At 65.4% G+C, this 16,835-nt stretch carries 13 protein-coding genes; 9 read left to right on the top strand and 4 right to left on the bottom strand.

The window, feature by feature from the left end; all coding sequences use genetic code 11:
- Positions 1-2 precede the first annotated feature (2 nt).
- Positions 3-467, bottom strand: coding sequence for a hypothetical protein (locus HAP48_RS03835; protein ID WP_166214627.1), 465 nt, complete (start codon positions 465-467; stop codon positions 3-5).
- A gap of 507 nt (positions 468-974) precedes the next feature.
- Here HAP48_RS03835 and HAP48_RS03830 point away from each other — a divergent pair.
- From HAP48_RS03830 to HAP48_RS03800, 7 genes are all read left to right on the top strand, one after another.
- Entirely contained in the window at positions 975-1,064 is a 90-nt protein-coding gene (locus HAP48_RS03830; protein WP_016846764.1) for a K(+)-transporting ATPase subunit F, read from the top strand.
- 119 nt (positions 1,065-1,183) lie between these two features.
- On the top strand, positions 1,184-2,887 hold the full coding sequence (gene kdpA, locus HAP48_RS03825; RefSeq protein WP_166214628.1) for a potassium-transporting ATPase subunit KdpA: 1,704 nt from the start codon (positions 1,184-1,186) through the stop codon (positions 2,885-2,887).
- A gap of 24 nt (positions 2,888-2,911) precedes the next feature.
- Entirely contained in the window at positions 2,912-5,023 is a 2,112-nt protein-coding gene (gene kdpB / locus HAP48_RS03820) for a potassium-transporting ATPase subunit KdpB (protein WP_166214629.1), read from the top strand.
- A gap of 116 nt (positions 5,024-5,139) precedes the next feature.
- Positions 5,140-5,745: a K(+)-transporting ATPase subunit C gene (locus tag HAP48_RS03815; RefSeq protein WP_166214630.1), complete on the top strand. Its 606-nt coding sequence runs from the start codon at positions 5,140-5,142 to the stop codon at positions 5,743-5,745.
- A gap of 39 nt (positions 5,746-5,784) precedes the next feature.
- Positions 5,785-8,496, top strand: coding sequence for a sensor histidine kinase (locus tag HAP48_RS03810; RefSeq protein ID WP_166214631.1), 2,712 nt, complete (start codon positions 5,785-5,787; stop codon positions 8,494-8,496).
- Positions 8,493-9,182, top strand: coding sequence for a response regulator (locus HAP48_RS03805; RefSeq protein WP_029079080.1), 690 nt, complete (start codon positions 8,493-8,495; stop codon positions 9,180-9,182). Before HAP48_RS03810 ends, HAP48_RS03805 begins: the two co-directional genes overlap by 4 nt.
- A gap of 65 nt (positions 9,183-9,247) precedes the next feature.
- A complete protein-coding gene (locus HAP48_RS03800; protein WP_166214632.1) occupies positions 9,248-9,487 on the top strand; it encodes a DUF6496 domain-containing protein in 240 nt (79 codons plus the stop codon).
- Between the two features lie 112 nt (positions 9,488-9,599).
- Here HAP48_RS03800 and ku read toward each other — a convergent pair whose 3' ends face one another.
- Positions 9,600-10,487, bottom strand: a complete 888-nt coding sequence (ku, locus tag HAP48_RS03795) for a non-homologous end joining protein Ku (RefSeq protein WP_166214633.1) — start codon at positions 10,485-10,487, stop codon at positions 9,600-9,602.
- A 106-nt stretch (positions 10,488-10,593) separates the two neighbouring features.
- Here ku and ligD point away from each other — a divergent pair, with 106 nt between their 5' ends.
- A complete protein-coding gene (gene ligD / locus HAP48_RS03790) occupies positions 10,594-13,227 on the top strand; it encodes a DNA ligase D (RefSeq protein WP_166214634.1) in 2,634 nt (877 codons plus the stop codon).
- A gap of 174 nt (positions 13,228-13,401) precedes the next feature.
- Here ligD and HAP48_RS03785 read toward each other — a convergent pair whose 3' ends face one another.
- Positions 13,402-13,566 carry a DUF3309 family protein gene (locus tag HAP48_RS03785; RefSeq protein WP_021080901.1) on the bottom strand — a complete coding sequence of 55 codons (165 nt, stop codon included), beginning with the start codon at positions 13,564-13,566 and terminating at the stop codon, positions 13,402-13,404.
- A gap of 165 nt (positions 13,567-13,731) precedes the next feature.
- Between HAP48_RS03785 and HAP48_RS03780 the strand changes: the two genes are divergently transcribed.
- Positions 13,732-14,040 carry a polyhydroxyalkanoic acid system family protein gene (locus HAP48_RS03780; RefSeq protein ID WP_029079076.1) on the top strand — a complete coding sequence of 103 codons (309 nt, stop codon included), beginning with the start codon at positions 13,732-13,734 and terminating at the stop codon, positions 14,038-14,040.
- 9 nt (positions 14,041-14,049) lie between these two features.
- On the opposite strand, the gene treY is transcribed toward HAP48_RS03780, so the two are convergent.
- Positions 14,050-16,833 (bottom strand): malto-oligosyltrehalose synthase, encoded by a 2,784-nt coding sequence (gene treY, locus HAP48_RS03775; RefSeq protein WP_166214635.1) that lies wholly within the window; start codon positions 16,831-16,833, stop codon positions 14,050-14,052.
- Between the last annotated feature and the right edge of the window lie 2 nt (positions 16,834-16,835).

The raw sequence follows: 16,835 nt of genomic DNA, 5'->3' as shown, positions 1-16,835 counted from the left end.
CATCAGCCGATATTGTCGACGAACAGCGGTTCGTAAAGCGAGCGCGTCTCGCGACGGACGGTGGGTACGCTGGTCCGGCTGTCGGGCGCGCTGATCCGCTGTGCCTCGACGAAGGCGCTGAGGATCGCGAGCGCGAGATCGCTGTGGCGGGTCTCGATCGACTGGTCGAGCCAGTCAGGAAGTTCGCGTTCGCGCGACAATGCGCAATGCCATTCGCCCTCGTCATAGACCAGGCGGCGGACCTGCCATTGCGGCAGTTCGAGATCGAGCAGCGCGATCGCTGCATCGGTCCAGGCGCCGGACTGGATCAGGCGCTCGACCCGCGCGCTCTTGCCGCTCTGTCCGACCGACGGAAAGCGCCGGCAGGTCTGGCTGATGATGTCGGCCATGAACTCGGCTGACACCGCATAGGCGTCGCGCAGCCGGTCGCCGAGGTCGGTGGAAGTGTTTTGGGTTAGCACGGACATGGCGTCATCTCGTCGAAGGCGCGGCCCAAGAAAGAGTGGCTCAAGGCATTGGCCGCAGGCCCAAAATGGCCGGATAGCCATTTGAAAACGAGAGGAGGCGAGGGGCGGAGATATAGGGATTCCATAAAGATGGAACCCACGTCGTTGTCCAGGCGAAAGCCAGGACCCATTACCTCGGATGGAAATTCGTTGGGCGATGCTGGGGCCGCCTATCCCGTTCATCATCAAGTGCGGTGGTTATCGGTCCTGGCTTTCGCCAGGACGACGGCGGAGGGGAACGGCCCTTTATAGGATTCCTATAACGTCCTTATGCGCCACATCTCGAAAACCTATGCCCCGGATGGCACCTCACCACCATCCGGCGCGGAGCGCTTATACGGTCGCCCGCGCCCTGTGACCATAGGAGTCTCACATGATGGACATTCTCATGGCGGCGCTCGCGATCGGCTTCTTCGCGGCCGGCATCGGCTACGCCTACGCCTGCGAACGGCTGTAAGGGAGGCGGCGATGATCTTCGATTACTCGCTCGCCGGCCTCGTCTCGCTCGGCCTGTTGTTCTACCTCACCTACGCATTGCTGCGGCCCGAACGCTTCTAGGCGGCCCGCGATGCTCGCGCTTTGCACAATTCTGTTAGCCGACGCGGTGCTGACCGGGCTGCTGCTCGGTCTGTTCGCGTCGCTGCTGCGCTTCGCACCCATTCGAAAGGCTTGACGCAATGACCGTCATCGGCTGGATTCAAATTATTCTCTTCTGCGCGATCGTGGTCGCGCTGGTCAAGCCGCTCGGCTGGTACATGACCCGCGTGTTCAACGGCGAGCGCACCTTCCTCTCGCCTGTGCTGCGTCCGATCGAGCGCGGCATCTACTGGGTCGGCGGAGTCGACGAGCGGCGCGAGCAGCACTGGCTGACCTATACGGTCACCATGCTGCTGTTCCATGTCGGCGGCTTCGCCCTGATCTACGGCCTGATGCGGCTGCAGGCGGTGCTGCCGTTCAACCCGGCCGGACAGTCCGCGGTGGCCGAGGACCTCTCCTTCAACACCGCGATCTCCTTCATCACCAACACCAACTGGCAGAATTACGGCGGCGAGAGCACGCTGTCCTATCTGGTCCAGATGCTCGGCCTGACCCACCAGAACTTCCTGTCGGCGGCAACCGGCATCGCGCTCGCGATGGCGCTGATCCGCGGCTTCACCCGCTCGTCGATGCGCACGGTCGGCAATTTCTGGGTCGACGTCACGCGCTGCACGCTCTATGTGCTGCTGCCGATCTGCATCGTCTATGCGCTGTTCCTGGTCTGGCAGGGTATGCCGCAGACGCTCGGCGCCTATGTCGACGCCACCACGCTGGAAGGCGGCAAGCAGACCATCGCGCTCGGCCCGGTGGCCTCGCAGGTCGCGATCAAGATGCTCGGCACCAATGGCGGCGGCTTCTTCAACGCCAACGCCGCGCATCCGTTCGAGAACCCGACGGCGCTGTCGAACCTCGTGCAAATGATCTCGATCTTCGCGCTTGGCGCGGCGATGACCAACGTGTTCGGCCGCATGGTCGGCAACGAGCGCCAGGGCTGGGCGATCTTCGCCGTGATGGGCATCCTGTTCGTCGCCGGCGTTGTCGTCACCTACTGGGCGGAAGCCAACGGCACCTCGACGCTGCAGGCGCTTGGCCTGACCGGTGGCAACATGGAGGGCAAGGAGGTCCGCTTCGGCATCGTCGCGTCCTCGCTGTTCGCCGTCGTCACCACTGCCGCCTCCTGCGGCGCGGTCAACGCCATGCATGACAGCTTCACCGCGCTCGGCGGCATGATCCCGCTGATCAACATGCAGCTCGGCGAAGTCATCATCGGCGGCGTCGGCGCCGGCTTCTACGGCATGCTGCTGTTCGTCGTGCTGGCGATCTTCGTCGCCGGCCTGATGGTCGGCCGCACGCCTGAGTATGTCGGCAAGAAGATCGAGGCGCGCGAGGTCAAGATGGCGATGCTCGCGATCCTGGTGCTGCCGCTGATGTATCTCGGCTGGACCGCGGTCGGCGTGGTGCTGCCGTCGGCGGTGGCCTCGATGGCCAATGCCGGGCCGCACGGCTTCACCGAGGTCCTCTATGCCTTCACCTCGGCGACCGGCAATAACGGCTCGGCGTTCGGGGGCCTGACCGGCAACACCCTGTTCTACAACCTGACGCTTGCGTCTGCGATGTTCGTCGGCCGCTTCTTCATGATCGTGCCGGCGATGGCGATCGCGGGATCGCTGGTCGAGAAGAAGTCGATCCCGGCCTCGGCGGGCACGTTCCCGACCACCGGCGGCCTGTTCGTCGGCCTTGTCATCGGCGTCATCCTGATCATCGGCGGCCTGACCTTCTTCCCGGCGCTGGCGCTCGGGCCGATCGTCGAGCACCTCGCCATGAACGCCAACAACCTGTTTTGATCCGATACGTCCGGAGTGACATCCATGGAAACCATGAAACTGCAGAAGCAGGTGACGGCGTCGACCATGCTCGACCCGAAGATCCTGGTGCCGGCGATCTGGTCGGCGTTCGTCAAGCTCGATCCTCGCCTGATGGCGAAGAACCCCGTGATGTTCGTCGTCGAGGTCGTGGCCGCGCTGACCACCGTGATCTTCGTGCGCGACCTCGTCACCGGCGGCGCCAACCTCGGCTTCACCTTCCAGATCATCCTCTGGCTCTGGTTCACGGTGCTGTTCGCCAATTTCGCCGAAGCCGTCGCTGAAGGCCGCGGCAAGGCGCAGGCGGAATCGCTGAAGAAGACCCGCACCGAGAGCCAGGCCAAGCTGCTCACCGGCACCGACCGGACCTATCGCATGGTGCCCGGCACCTCGCTGAAGGTCGGCGACGTCGTGCTGGTCGAGGCCGGCGACAACATCCCGTCCGACGGCGAGGTGATCGAGGGCGTGGCCTCGGTCAATGAGGCGGCGATCACGGGTGAATCCGCGCCGGTCATCCGCGAATCCGGCGGCGACCGTTCGGCGGTCACCGGCGGCACCCAGGTGCTGTCGGACTGGATCCGCGTCCGCATCACCGCGGCGCAGGGCTCGACCTTCATCGACCGCATGATCAAGCTGGTGGAGGGCGCCGAGCGGCAGAAGACGCCGAACGAGATCGCGCTCAACATCCTGCTCGCGGGCCTCACCATCATCTTCGTGTTCGCCACGGTGACGATCCCGAGCTACGCGGCCTATGCCGGCGGCTCGATCTCGGTCGTGGTGCTGGTGGCGCTGTTCGTCACGCTGATCCCGACCACGATCGGCGCGCTGCTGTCGGCGATCGGCATCGCCGGCATGGACCGCCTGGTGCGCTTCAACGTGCTGGCGATGTCCGGCCGTGCGGTGGAAGCCGCCGGCGACGTCGACACGCTGCTCCTGGACAAGACCGGCACCATCACGCTCGGCAACCGCCAGGCGACGGCGTTCCGCCCGATCCGCGGCGTCTCCGAGCAGGACCTTGCCGACGCGGCGCAGCTCGCCTCGCTCGCCGACGAAACGCCGGAGGGCCGCTCGATCGTGGTGCTCGCCAAGGAGAAGTACGGCATCCGCGGCCGCGACATGCACGAGCTCGCCGCGACCTTCGTGCCGTTCACCGCGCAGACCCGCATGAGCGGCATCGATGCCGGCTCCTCGTCGATCCGCAAGGGCGCGGTCGACGCGATCCTCAGCTATGTCGACGGCGGCTCGCCCCGCACGGTCGCATCGGGCAACACCGTTCGTGCGGTCGCGGCGACGATGAGCGCGGAAGCGCGCGAGATACAGTCGATCGCCGACGAGATCGCCAAGGCCGGCGGCACGCCGCTGGCCGTCGCCAAGGACGGCAAGCTGCTCGGCGTCGTGCACCTGAAGGACATCGTCAAGGGCGGCATCCGTGAGCGCTTTGCTGAGCTGCGCCGCATGGGCATCCGCACCGTGATGATCACCGGCGACAATCCGATGACCGCAGCCGCGATCGCGGCCGAGGCCGGCGTCGACGACTTCCTGGCGCAGGCAACGCCCGAGGACAAGCTCAAGCTGATCCGCGACGAGCAATCCAAGGGCAAGCTGGTCGCGATGTGCGGCGACGGCACCAACGACGCGCCGGCGCTGGCGCAGGCCGATGTCGGCGTCGCCATGAACACCGGCACGCAGGCCGCCCGCGAGGCAGGCAACATGGTCGACCTCGACTCCAACCCGACCAAGCTGATCGAGGTGGTCGAGATCGGCAAGCAGCTGCTGATGACCCGCGGCGCGCTGACCACGTTCTCGATCGCCAACGACGTCGCGAAGTATTTTGCGATCATCCCGGCGATGTTCCTCGCGTTCTATCCGCAGCTCGAGGTGTTGAACGTGATGCGGCTGACAAGTCCGCAGAGCGCGATCCTGTCGGCGATCATCTTCAACGCGCTGATCATCATTGCGCTGATTCCGCTGGCGCTGAAGGGCGTCAAGTATCGCGCGGTCGGTGCCGGCGCGCTGCTCGGCCGCAACCTGATGATCTACGGCCTCGGCGGCATCATCATCCCGTTCATCGGCATCAAGGCGATCGACCTCATCGTCGCCGCCCTGGGCCTGGCGTAACCCGCACAACCGTCATTGCGAGGAGCGAAGCGACGAAGCAATCCATCGATCCCGGTGCTGAACCATGGATTGCTTCGCTTCGCTCGCAATGACGAAAGAGAACTAGGAGACCTATCATGTTGAGAGAAATCCGCCCCGCCATTCTCGTACTGGTCCTGCTGACCGCGATCACGGGCCTTGCCTATCCGCTCGCCATCACCGGGATCGCCGGCGTCATCTTTCCGAGGCAGGCGCAAGGCAGCCTGATCGAGAAGGACGGCAAGGTGATCGGCTCCGCCCTGATCGGGCAGGAGTTCAAGGAGGACAAATACTTCCACGGCCGGCCGTCGGCAACGCTCGCGCCCGATCCGAACGATTCCTCCAAGACCGTGCCGGCGCCGTACAACGCGGCCAATTCTGGCGGCTCCAACCTCGGCCCGACCAGCAAGGCGCTGAATGACCGCATCAAGGAGGACGTCGAGAAGCTGAAGGCGGAGAACCCGACAGCGACGGTGCCGGTCGATCTCGTCACCACGTCGGCCAGCGGTCTCGATCCCGACATCTCGCCGGACGCCGCGTTGTTCCAGGTGCCGCGGGTCGCCAAGGCGCGCAGCATGTCCGAGGATGCGGTGCGGCAGCTGGTGACGCAGAACACCCAGGGCCGCTTTGCCGGCGTGCTGGGTGAGCCCCGCGTTAACGTTCTTGCGCTCAACCTGGCGCTGGACGCGGCAAACGCGAAATAGGGGAGTAGGCCGCCACTCGCAGGATGACTATATTGCGGTATGGCCAATCAGCGCGACCCTGAAAAACGACCCTCGCCGGATGCGCTGCTGGAGGCGGCGCGCCGCGAGGCCGATCGTTCGGGACGGCTGAAGATCTTCATCGGCGCAGCCCCCGGCGTCGGCAAGACCTACGAGATGCTGCAAAGCGCCCACGCCCGCCTCAAGGCGGGCGTCGACGTCGTGGTCGGTGTGGTCGAAACCCACGGACGGGTGGAGACCGAGGCGCTGCTGAAGGGCCTCGAAGTGCTGCCGCGGAAACGGCTGGCCTATCGCGACCAGACGCTCGAGGAGATGGACCTCGACGCCTTGATCGCGCGGCGGCCGCAGCTCGCGCTGGTCGACGAGCTCGCCCACACCAATGCGCCGGGCAGCCGGCATCCCAAGCGCTATCTCGACGTCGAGGAGCTGCTGTCGCACGGCATCGACGTCTACACCGCGATCAACATCCAGCACATCGAGAGCCTCAACGACGTCGTCGCGCAGATCACCCATGTGCGGGTGCGCGAGACCGTGCCGGACTCGGTGGTCGATCGCGCCGACGCCATCGAGCTGATCGACCTCACGCCGGACGATTTGATCCAGCGGCTGAAGGAGGGCAAGGTCTATGTGCCCAAGCAGGCCGAGCGGGCGCTGGAGCATTATTTCTCGCCCGGAAATCTGACCGCGCTGCGCGAGCTGGCGCTGCGCCGCACCGCCGAGCGGGTCGACGAGCAGCTGCTCACCCACATGCAGGCCAATGCCATCCAGGGTCCCTGGGCGGCCGGCGAGCGCATCCTTGTCTGCCTCAGCGAGGACCCGCGCGCGGCCGGCCTCGTGCGCTACACCAAACGCCTGGCCGACCGGCTGCATGCGCAGTGGACCGCCGTCAGCATCGAGACGCGGCGCAGTCTGCAACTGAGCGACGAGCAGCGCGACCGGCTTGCCGACACCATGCGGCTTGCCGAATCGCTCGGCGGCGAGGCGCTGACGCTTCCCGGCGTCGGCCGCCGCATCGCCGACGACGTCATCAATTTTGCCCAGGCCAACAACGTCACCCAGATCATCATCGGCAAGTCGACGCGTTCGCGCTGGTTCGAGCTGACCCACGGCTCGGTGGTGCACGATCTGGTGCGCCGCGCCGGCAATATCAGCGTCAACGTGATCGCCGGCGACGAGCTGCCGGTCGGCAAGGCGGCGGTGCAGACCGCGCAGCGGCAGGAGCCGTTCAATCCGCGGCCCTATCTGATGTCGCTGCTGCTGGTGGCAATCGGCCTGGGCGCGGCCAAGCTGATCCAGCCATTCTTCGGCATCGAGAATGTCGACCTCGTCTTCCTCACCGCCGTGGTCGGCGCCGCGGCGCGTTACGGCCTGTGGCCGTCGCTGCTGGCCAGCGTCGCCGCCTCGCTGTGCTACAATTTCTTCTTTCTGCCGCCGGTCTATACTTTCACCATCACCGACCCGACCAATGTCGCGGCGTTCTTCTTCTTCATGCTGATCGCGCTGATCGTCTCCAACGTCGCGGCGCGGGTGCGCATCCAGGCCGACACCGCGATCGGCCGCGTCCGCACCACCGAATCGCTCTACGCCTTCAGCCGCAAGCTTGCCGGCACCGCGACGCTCGATGACGTGCTGTGGGCGACCGCCTACCAGATCGCGCTGATGCTCAAGGTGCGCGTGGTATTGCTGCTGCCGGAGGACGGGATGCTGACCGTCAAGACCGGCTATCCGCCGGAAGACCAGCTCGATCAGGCCGACCTTGCCGCCGCCAACTGGGCCTGGGGCAACGATCGCCCGGCCGGCCGCGGCTCGGACACGTTGCCGGGGGGAAAGCGGCTGTTCCTGCCGATGCGCACCGGCCGCGGCCCGATCGGGGTGATCGGTATCGACGACGATCGCACCGGGCCGCTGCTGACGCCGGACCAGCGCCGGCTGCTCGACGCGCTGGTCGATCAGGGCGCGCTGGCGATCGAGCGCGTGCTGCTGGTCGAGGACATGGATCGGGTCAAGCGCACCGTCGAATCCGATCGGCTGCGCGGTGCGCTCTTGACCTCGATCTCGCATGATCTGAAGACGCCGCTCGCCTCGGTGCTCGGCTCGGCCTCGGCGCTGCGCGATCTCGGCGCCAGCCTGAGCGATGCCCAGAAGCATGATTTGCTCGCCACCGTGATCGACGAATCCGAGCGGCTGAACCGCTTCATCGCCAATCTGCTCGACATGACCAAGCTGGAATCCGGCGCGATCGTGCCGAACACGGCGCGGCACGATGTCGGCGAAATCGTCGGCAGCGCGTTGCGCCGGGCGGGCAAGATCCTGGTGCACCACCGGGTGTCGCTGGAGCTCGCAGCCGACCTGCCGATGCTGGAGCTCGACGCCGTGCTGTTCGAGCAGGTGCTGTTCAACCTGCTCGACAACGCCGCCAAATATGCCCCGTCGGACACCACGATCTCGATCCGCGGCGGCCGCGACCGTGACGCGGTGACGCTGCAGATCCTCGATGAAGGCAACGGCATTCCGGCCACCGAGCTCGAAAGCGTGTTCGACAAGTTCTATCGCGCCGAGAAGGGCGACCATGTCCGCCCCGGCACCGGCCTCGGCCTTGCGATCTCGCGCGGCTTCGTCGAGGCGATGCGCGGCACGATCGCGGCGGCCAACCGATCCGACCGGACCGGCGCCGTCATCACCATCCGCCTGCCTGTTACGGCCGACACCACCGCGCTGGACACCGCTGCATGAATGCTATCCCCATCAAGGTCCTGGTCATCGACGATGAGCCGCCGATCCGCAAGCTGTTGCGGATGGGGCTGAGCACACAGGGCTACGACATCCTCGAGGCCTCCAACGGCAAGCTGGCGCTGGAGATGCTGGGCGAGGGGCCGGCGCTGATCATCCTCGATCTCGGATTGCCCGACATCCAGGGCCACGATCTGCTGCGCATGATCCGCGGCCGCAACGAGAGCGTCCCTATCGTGGTGCTGTCGAGCCGCGGCGACGAGGCCGGCAAGGTGCAGGCGCTCGATCTCGGCGCCGACGATTACCTGACCAAGCCGTTCGGCATGGATGAATTGCTGGCGCGGCTGCGCGCGGCGCTGCGCCACCAGTTGCAGGTGCAGGGCGAGCGTCCGGTGTTTCGCTCCGGCGATCTCTCAGTCGATCTGGTGCGCCGGATCGTCAAGGTCGGCGACAAGGAGATCAAGCTGTCGCCGAAGGAATACGACCTGCTGCGCGTGCTGGTGCAGCACGCTGGCAAGGTGCTGACCCACCGCTTCCTGCTGAAGGAATTATGGGACGAACTGACCGACGCGCAATATCTGCGCGTCTATGTGCGCCAGCTGCGTCAGAAGATCGAGGCCGATCCCGAACGCCCGCAATTCGTGCTGACCGAGACCGGCATCGGCTATCGGCTGCGCGCGGCGGACTGAGCTGTCACAGCGATCGGAACCTTCGTCTCCGTCAAGGCTTGGTTTCCCTTACCGGGAGAGAAGCCATGGCAAGGAAATACTCGCGGAAGGCATCTGGTGATGTCGAGCGTGTGATGAAGAAACGCAAGGCCGGGACGCTGCGCAGCGGCCGCTCGAAGAAGAAGGTGACGAGCCGCAAGCAGGCCATCGCGATCGGACTATCCGAGGCCCGCGCCAAGGGGCGGAAGGTGCCGAAGAAGACGGCGAAGAAGCGCAAGACGGCAAAGAAGGCCGCGAAGAAGCGCAAGAGTTCGAATAAGCGGTAAGGCCGAACTGCCTCCTTCCGTCATGGCCGGGCTTGACCCGGCCATCCACGTCTTTCCTCTCCAAGAAGATGGATGCCCGGGTCAAGCCCGGGCATGACGAGTGATACTCAGCTCAACCAGCTTTTCGCGACCGCGCACCGGACCGGTGCGCCTTCTTCGCGGCACGGCGGTGCGAGGCCGGGCGGCGCGCACTGGAGTGCGCGCGCTTCGCGCCGCCTTTCCGGTCTTTCAGGCTCTGCTTCAGGGCATCCATCAGATTGACGACATTGCTGGGCTTCTCCTCACGCTCGACGGCCTTGATCGGCTTGCCGGCGGCCTTGCGGCGTACCAGCGCTTTCAACGCGGTCTCGTACTCGTCCCTGAATTTCGATGGGTCGAAACGCGCGACCTTGCTGTTGAGGATGTGGCCGGCAAGTTCGATTATGTCCTTGGTGACCTTCGGGCTCTTGATGTCGTCGAAATAATCGTCGGCATCACGGACTTCGTACGGGTAGCGCAGGGTGGTGCCGAGCATGCCCTTGTCGAGCGGCTCGATCGCGATCACGTGCTCACGGTTGGTCAGCACGATGCGTGCCAGCGCGACCCGATCCTGGTCCTTCATGGCGTCGCGGATCACCGCGAACGCGTCGGCGCCGGCCTTGCCGTCGGGCCTGATGTAATAGGGGTGGTCGAGATAGCGCTTGTCGATCTCGCCCTCGGGCACGAAGGAATCAATATCGATGGTGTGGTTGCTGTCGATCTGGACCGCCTCGAGCTCGTCCTTCTCGATCTCGACATATTTGCCCTTGCGGACCTTGTAGCCGCTGCCCTTCTGGTCGCCCTCGACGACGTCGCCGGTCTCGGCATCGACCATCTGCTGCTTCAGCCGGTTGCCGGTCTCCCGATTGATCATGTGAAAGCGTGTCTTCTCGACCGCCGTCGAGGCCGGGTAGAGCGCCACCGGGCACGACACCAGCGACAGTTTGAGCGTGCCTTTCCAGTAGGCGCGGGGAGCGGCCATGATCGCCTCCAAACAGCTTGAGTTTGGAACTTGAACGGATACCGTAGGTTTTGGTTCCTGATGGCCGCAGGCTCGCGGCGGCCGCCGTTTGTGCCGAGGCCTGTACGTGTCGCTGAGAAACCTCACCACCTATCGCAAGAAACGCGACTTCGAGAAGACCAATGAGCCGTCGGGCGACGTCAAGGTAGCGTCCGCGACGCAACGTCGCTTCGTGATCCAGAAGCATGACGCGACGCGGCTGCATTATGATTTTCGGCTTGAGTTCGACGGCGTATTCAAGTCCTGGGCGGTGACGCGCGGGCCCTCGCTCGATCCGCATGACAAGCGACTCGCGGTCGAGGTGGAGGATCATCCGCTCGACTACGGCGATTTCGAAGGCACGATTCCGGAAGGCCAGTACGGCGGCGGCACGGTGCAGCTCTGGGACCGCGGCACCTGGGAATCTGACGATCCCGAGCGCGGCTTCAGGAAGGGCGACCTGAAGTTCACGCTGCACGGCGACAAGCTGCACGGCAGCTGGGTGCTGGTGCGGATGAAGAACGACCGCTTTGGCGGCAAGCGCACCAACTGGCTCCTGATCAAGCACCGCGACGAATATGCCGTTGACGGCAACGGCGAGGCGATCCTCGACGAGGACCGCTCGGTCGCCTCCGGCCGCTCGATGGCAGAGATCGCCGCCGGCAAGGGCCGCGCGCCGAAGCCCTTCATGCTGGCCAAGGGCAACGGCAAGGCCAAAGCGGACGCGGTCTGGCAGTCCAATCGCGGCATGGCCGCGGACGCGCGCGCGAAGACCAAGGCGCCGGCGCCCAAGGCGAAATTGGAGGCACAATCAAAGGCGCACCCGAAGCAGGTGGCGGAGATGCCGGACTTCGTTCCGCCGCAACTCTGCGCCGCGGTCGAGAGCCCGCCTAACGGCACGGGCTGGTGCCACGAGATCAAGTTCGACGGCTACCGCGTGCAGCTCCGCGTCGAGGACGGGGAGGTTGACCTGAAGACCCGCAAGGCGCTCGACTGGACCGACAAGTTCGGCGCGATCGCCAAGGAAGCCGGCAAGCTGCCGGACGTCCTGATCGACGGCGAGATCGTTGCGCTCGACGAGGGCGGCATGCCGCATTTCTCGACGCTGCAGGCCGCACTCTCCGACGGCAAGACTGACCGGCTGATCTTCTACGCCTTCGACCTGCTGTTTGCGGGCAATGAGGATCTCCGCCCGCTGCCGCTCACCGAGCGCAAGGCGCGGCTGAAGGAATTGCTCGCGGCGCGCAAGGGCAAGAACCCCTTGATCCGCTATGTCGAGCATTTCGAGGAGCGCGGCGAGGCCGTGCTGGATTCCGCGCGCAAGCTCGGGCTGGAAGGCATCGTCTCGAAGCGGCTCGACGGCGCCTACCGCTCCGGCCGGTCCGACGACTGGACCAAGGCAAAAATCCGCGCCGGCCATGAGGTGGTGATCGGCGGCTGGAAGACCACCAACGGCAAATTCCGCTCGCTGATGGCCGGCGTCTATCGCGGCGATCATCTGGCCTTTGTCGGCATCGTCGGCACCGGCTTCGGCCAGGACACGGTCCGCCGCATCATGCCGGCGCTGAAGGCCGCGGCATCCGACACGAGCCCGTTCGGCGGCAAGGACGCGCCGAAGAAAACCCGCGACGTGCACTGGCTGAAGCCGGAACTGGTCGCCGAGATCGAGTTCGCCGGCTGGACCGATGCCGGCAACATCCGCCAGGCGGCATTCAAGGGCCTGCGCCAGGACAAGCCGGCGCATGAGGTCGAGGCCGAGCGGCCGGTCGTAACCACAGTGGTGAAGCCGATGGCCAAAGGAAGATCATCCGGGAAATCGTCCGGCGAGGTGATGGGCGTCACGATCTCCCATCCGGACAAGGCGTTGTGGCCTGACGCCGGCGACGGCGAGCCGGTGACCAAGCTCGATCTCGCCAGCTATTTCGAGGCGGTCGGCACATGGATGATCGGCTACCTCAAGGGCCGGCCATGCTCGATCGTGCGCGCCCCTGATGGCATCAAGGGTGAGACTTTCTTCCAGCGTCACGCGATGGCCGGCACGTCAAAACTCCTGAAGCTCGCCAAGGTGTCCGGCGACCGCAAACCCTATATTCAGATCGACCAGATCGAGGGCCTGGCGGCGGTCGCGCAGCTCGGCGGCCTCGAACTGCATCCCTGGAATTGCGCGCCGGATGCCTATGACACACCGGGCCGCCTGGTGTTCGATCTCGATCCCGCGCCCGACGTCGCGTTCAGCGACGTCATCGATGCCGCCAAGGACATGCGCCAGCGGCTCACGGCCGTGGGCCTCGAAAGCTTCTGCAAGACCACCGGCGGCAAAGGCCTTCACGTCGTGACACCGCTGCTCGCAGGCGCCAGGGACAAGGTGACGTGGAAGGAAGCCAAGGCATTCGCGCAAGGCATCTGCCAGTGGATGGCGCAGGACGACCCCGAGCGCTATCTGATCAACATGTCGAAGGCCAAGCGCACCGGAAAGATCTTCCTCGACTATCTGCGCAACGATCGGCTCTCGACCGCGGTCGCGGTGTTGTCGCCGCGGGCGCGTCCGGGCGCGACGGTGTCGATGCCGCTGACCTGGCCGCAACTGCGCGGCGATCTCGATCCGAAGAAGTATACGGTGCGGACAGTGCCGGCGCTGCTGGCGAAGACCAAGGCGTGGGACGGCTACGAGGATGCGGCATCGTCGATCAAGGCGGCGATGAAGAAGCTCGCGGCACAGTAGCAAATGTTGGGCAAGTCTGTGCCGCTGGCTTAGGTCGTCATACCCCGCGAAAGCGGGGTATCCAGTACGCCGCGGCTTATCGGTTCAATCGCCAGCGTCTCTGGAATACTGGATCACCCGCTTTCGCGGGTGATGACAGTCGTTGATGTGGATCGGGCACAGCACTGCCACGCGCTACAATCGTCCGAGCAGTAGCAGGATCAGCAAGATCACGATCACGAGGCCGAGACCGCCGCCGCCGTAATAGCCGGTGCCGTAGAACGGTCCGCCGCCGATGCCGCTGAAGCCGCCAAGCAGCGCAATGACCAGAATAATAAGGATGATCGTTCCAATTGACATCTCAAGCTCTCCTCAGCTCCGTGGGCCTGTGGTCTCTGCCCTTCGCGTGAGGAAACAAACCGGAACTGTGAAGGTTCCAGCACTCGCGGCGCGATAAAGTCGGCATATCTTCCATTTGTGAGGAACAGAACTACATCAACATGATCCATGGAGGAGTGCACCGCGATGTCGGCGCCGCTGATCGTTTCGATTCCCCATAGCCTCGGCCGCGACGAGGCCATGCGCCGCCTGAAGCCGGGCTTGTCGCGCGCGGTGGCGAGCGTGCCGGTGTTGAGTGTCGATGAAGAGCGCTGGGACGACAACCGCATGAGCTTTCGCGTCCGCGCGCTAGGGCAGGTCGCGGCCGGGCATCTCGATGTCGAGGATAGCCATGTGCGCCTCGAGGTGACGCTGCCCTGGCTGCTGCAGCGCTTTGCCGAAGTCGCGCAGATTGCGATTCAGAAGCGCGGACAGTTGCTGCTGACCAAGCGTTGATCCGCGGGGCTAGCCGTGCGAGCGCGCCCGCCTCGCGGCTTGCTTCGCGCCTGCCGCGGCCTTCGCCTTCAGCACCGCGACCGGCAGATCGGCGAACAGCGCTGAAAGCTGAATCTTGTTTTCGCCGCCCGGGAGCGGATATCCAGCCACGTCGAGCTCGCCCTCAAAGGCCTCGGGGCGCGGCCAGCTGCGTCCGCCCTGAGTGAACGGCGCAAATGATTTCGCGACCGCGACGATGACCGCGTCGCGCCCATGGCGCCGTGCGAAGGCAATGACGTGGTCGCGATGCGCTCCGCTGACGGTGAGCGGCTGGTAGTCGCCGCTGGTGAAGACGTCGCGCAGCTCGTTGCGCAGCCGCAGCAAATGCCGCGTCCAGGCGAACTTCAGACGGCCGTCGCGCCAGCTCTGCGCCAGTGCGTCCCAATCCGGCATCTCCGGCGCCGCAAGCATTCCTGCGCGTTCGGCAAAGTCGACCGGGCGGCGGTTGTCGGGGTCAACAAGCGAAAAGTCCCAGCTTTCGGTGCCCTGGTAGAAGTCCGGCACGCCCGGCATCGTCGCCTTCAGCGTGATCTGGCTGAGCGAGTTCAGCGCCCCGATCAGCGCGGTGCGTTGCGCCAGCGTTTCCAGCGCGCCGAGGAATTCGGGCGAGGTTTTGCGATCGAGAATCCGCGCGATGAAGGCCTTGACGCCGGCTTCATAAGGTTCGTGCGGATTGAGCCAGCTGGTCTCCTGCTTGCCCTCGCGTGCGGCCTTCAGCGCATAGGCCTGGATGCGCGCGACTAAGGACTCATCGTCTGGATCCCAGGCGCCGAGCAGGGCCTGATACAGCATGTATTCGAATGTCGCCGATGGCGCGCGCATCTCGCCGTCGAGCACCAGATGCGGCGCGTTCAGGACCTTCCAGCGCGCCACCGCGCTGGTCCATTCGCCGGGGATTTCCGCGAGCGCCATGATGCGGGTGCGGGCGTCCTCGCCGCGCTTGGTGTCGTGGGTTGCGGTCGAGGTCATGCCGTGCGGCCATTCGCTGATACGGGCCGTCATCATGGCGTGGAAGCGTTCGGGCGCGAGCGCGCTCGCCGCCGGATCGCCGCCGACCTCGTTCAGCGCCAGCAGGCGGTGGTAGCGATAGAAAGTGGTGTCCTCCAGCGACTTCGCCATCATCGGCCCGGTGAATTGCTGCACCTTCAGCGCGAAGCGCCGGACGCGCGGCGCACTGTGCGGCGGACGGCCGGGCTTCAGCAGGTCCATGGTCAGCGCGTCGCGCAGGAAATCGAAAATGCCTTCATCGGCGGCGAACCAGTCGGCACGGGCGCGCGCGATCGTCTCGTCGATCAGCGCGCGGTCATGCGCGGTCGGGCCGGAGGCGGTGAGATAGGTGCGATAGACCGGAAAGTGCAACACATAGAGCTCGAGCGCCTGCCGCAGGCTGTCCGCCGAGAAGTCCCGCGAGGAATAGTGCCCGCTCGCGATGCGCGCGAGCAGTCGCGCCAGCACGGTGAATTCACTGGTCAGCAAGGTCTCCAGCACGCGGCGCTTGGCCGCGCGCAGCACCGGCGTCAGGTTCGGCGACTGGTTGCTGATCTGGCGCCAGATCTCGCTGAGCGGCTCGAGGCCTTTGGCATCGACCAGCACCTGGCTGATCGTGTTCATCCACTCATAGCCGGTGGTGCCGTGGACGCCGCTGAATTTCGTGAGCTTCTCGTCCTCGCCGAGGATCTTCTCGATCACCATGTAGAACGGCTTGGCCTTGGCGCCCTGCGCCGAGCGGATCAGGCGGCGCAGGCGATGGAAATACTGCGCGGGATCGCGCAGGCCGTCGATATGGTCGAGCCGCAGGCCCTGCAGCCGGTCCTCGGCGACCAGCCGCTTCACCAGGCTGTGGCTCGCCTCGAAGGTGGCGGCGTCCTCGACGCGAAGGCCGGCCAGTGTGTTGACGTCGAAGAAGCGGCGATAGTTGATGTCGCTGGAGGCGAGCCGCCAATGGCCGAGCTTGTAGTGCTGGCGCTCCAGCAGGTGATGCAACGCCAGCGTCTGGGCAGGGCGGTCCTCGCCCGCCCTGTAAGCATCGAGCCCGCGCGCGATGATCTCGGCGCTGCCCGCGATCGCCTTGATCGCCGCCTTCAGTGCCGGGGCCTCCTTGCGGTTGGGGTGACGCAGTCCGCGATACCGGGCGGCGAGTTCGAGCATCGCGCGTCCGGCCGGACTGTCTTCAGCGGCGGCCTCGCGCACGACGGTCCGCAGCACCTCGCCATAGCGCTCCGGCGCGATCGGCAGTCGGTGCTCGAAATACCAGGCGGATAAACTGCCTTCGTTGGCGTCATAGCGCAGTTCGATCTCGCCACGTTCCAGCGCCTGGCCATAGGACGAGCCGAGGATCGGCAGCAGGACGCCGCCGCGCGCGCGATAGGGCAGCAGGTCCCAGTCGATGTCGAACGAGGTCGCATGCGGCGACAGTGGTCCCCATTCCAGTACGTCGAGCCACCACGGATTGTCGGCAAAATGCACGCCGACATGGTTCGGCACGAAATCCAGGATCAGGCCGAGGTCGTTGCGCTTGAGCGCATCGCTGAGCCGCGCGAAGCCCTCTTCGCCGCCGAGTTCCGGGTTGAACTTGGTGTGGTCAACGACGTCATAGCCATGGGTCGAGCCCTTGCGCGCCTTCGTGAAGGGCGAGGCATAGACATGGCTGATGCCGAGCGCCTTCAGATACGGCACGACGCCGGCGGCGGCATCGAAGTCGAAATCGGCGGTGAGTTGCAGTCGGTATGTCGCGATCGGGATCGCCGAAGGCATTG

It is taken from the genome of Bradyrhizobium septentrionale (genome assembly GCF_011516645.4).
Lineage (GTDB): Bacteria > Pseudomonadota > Alphaproteobacteria > Rhizobiales > Xanthobacteraceae > Bradyrhizobium > Bradyrhizobium septentrionale.
The sequence above is the reverse complement of the archived record's forward strand: the minus strand, read 5'-3'. Positions and strand labels throughout refer to the sequence as shown.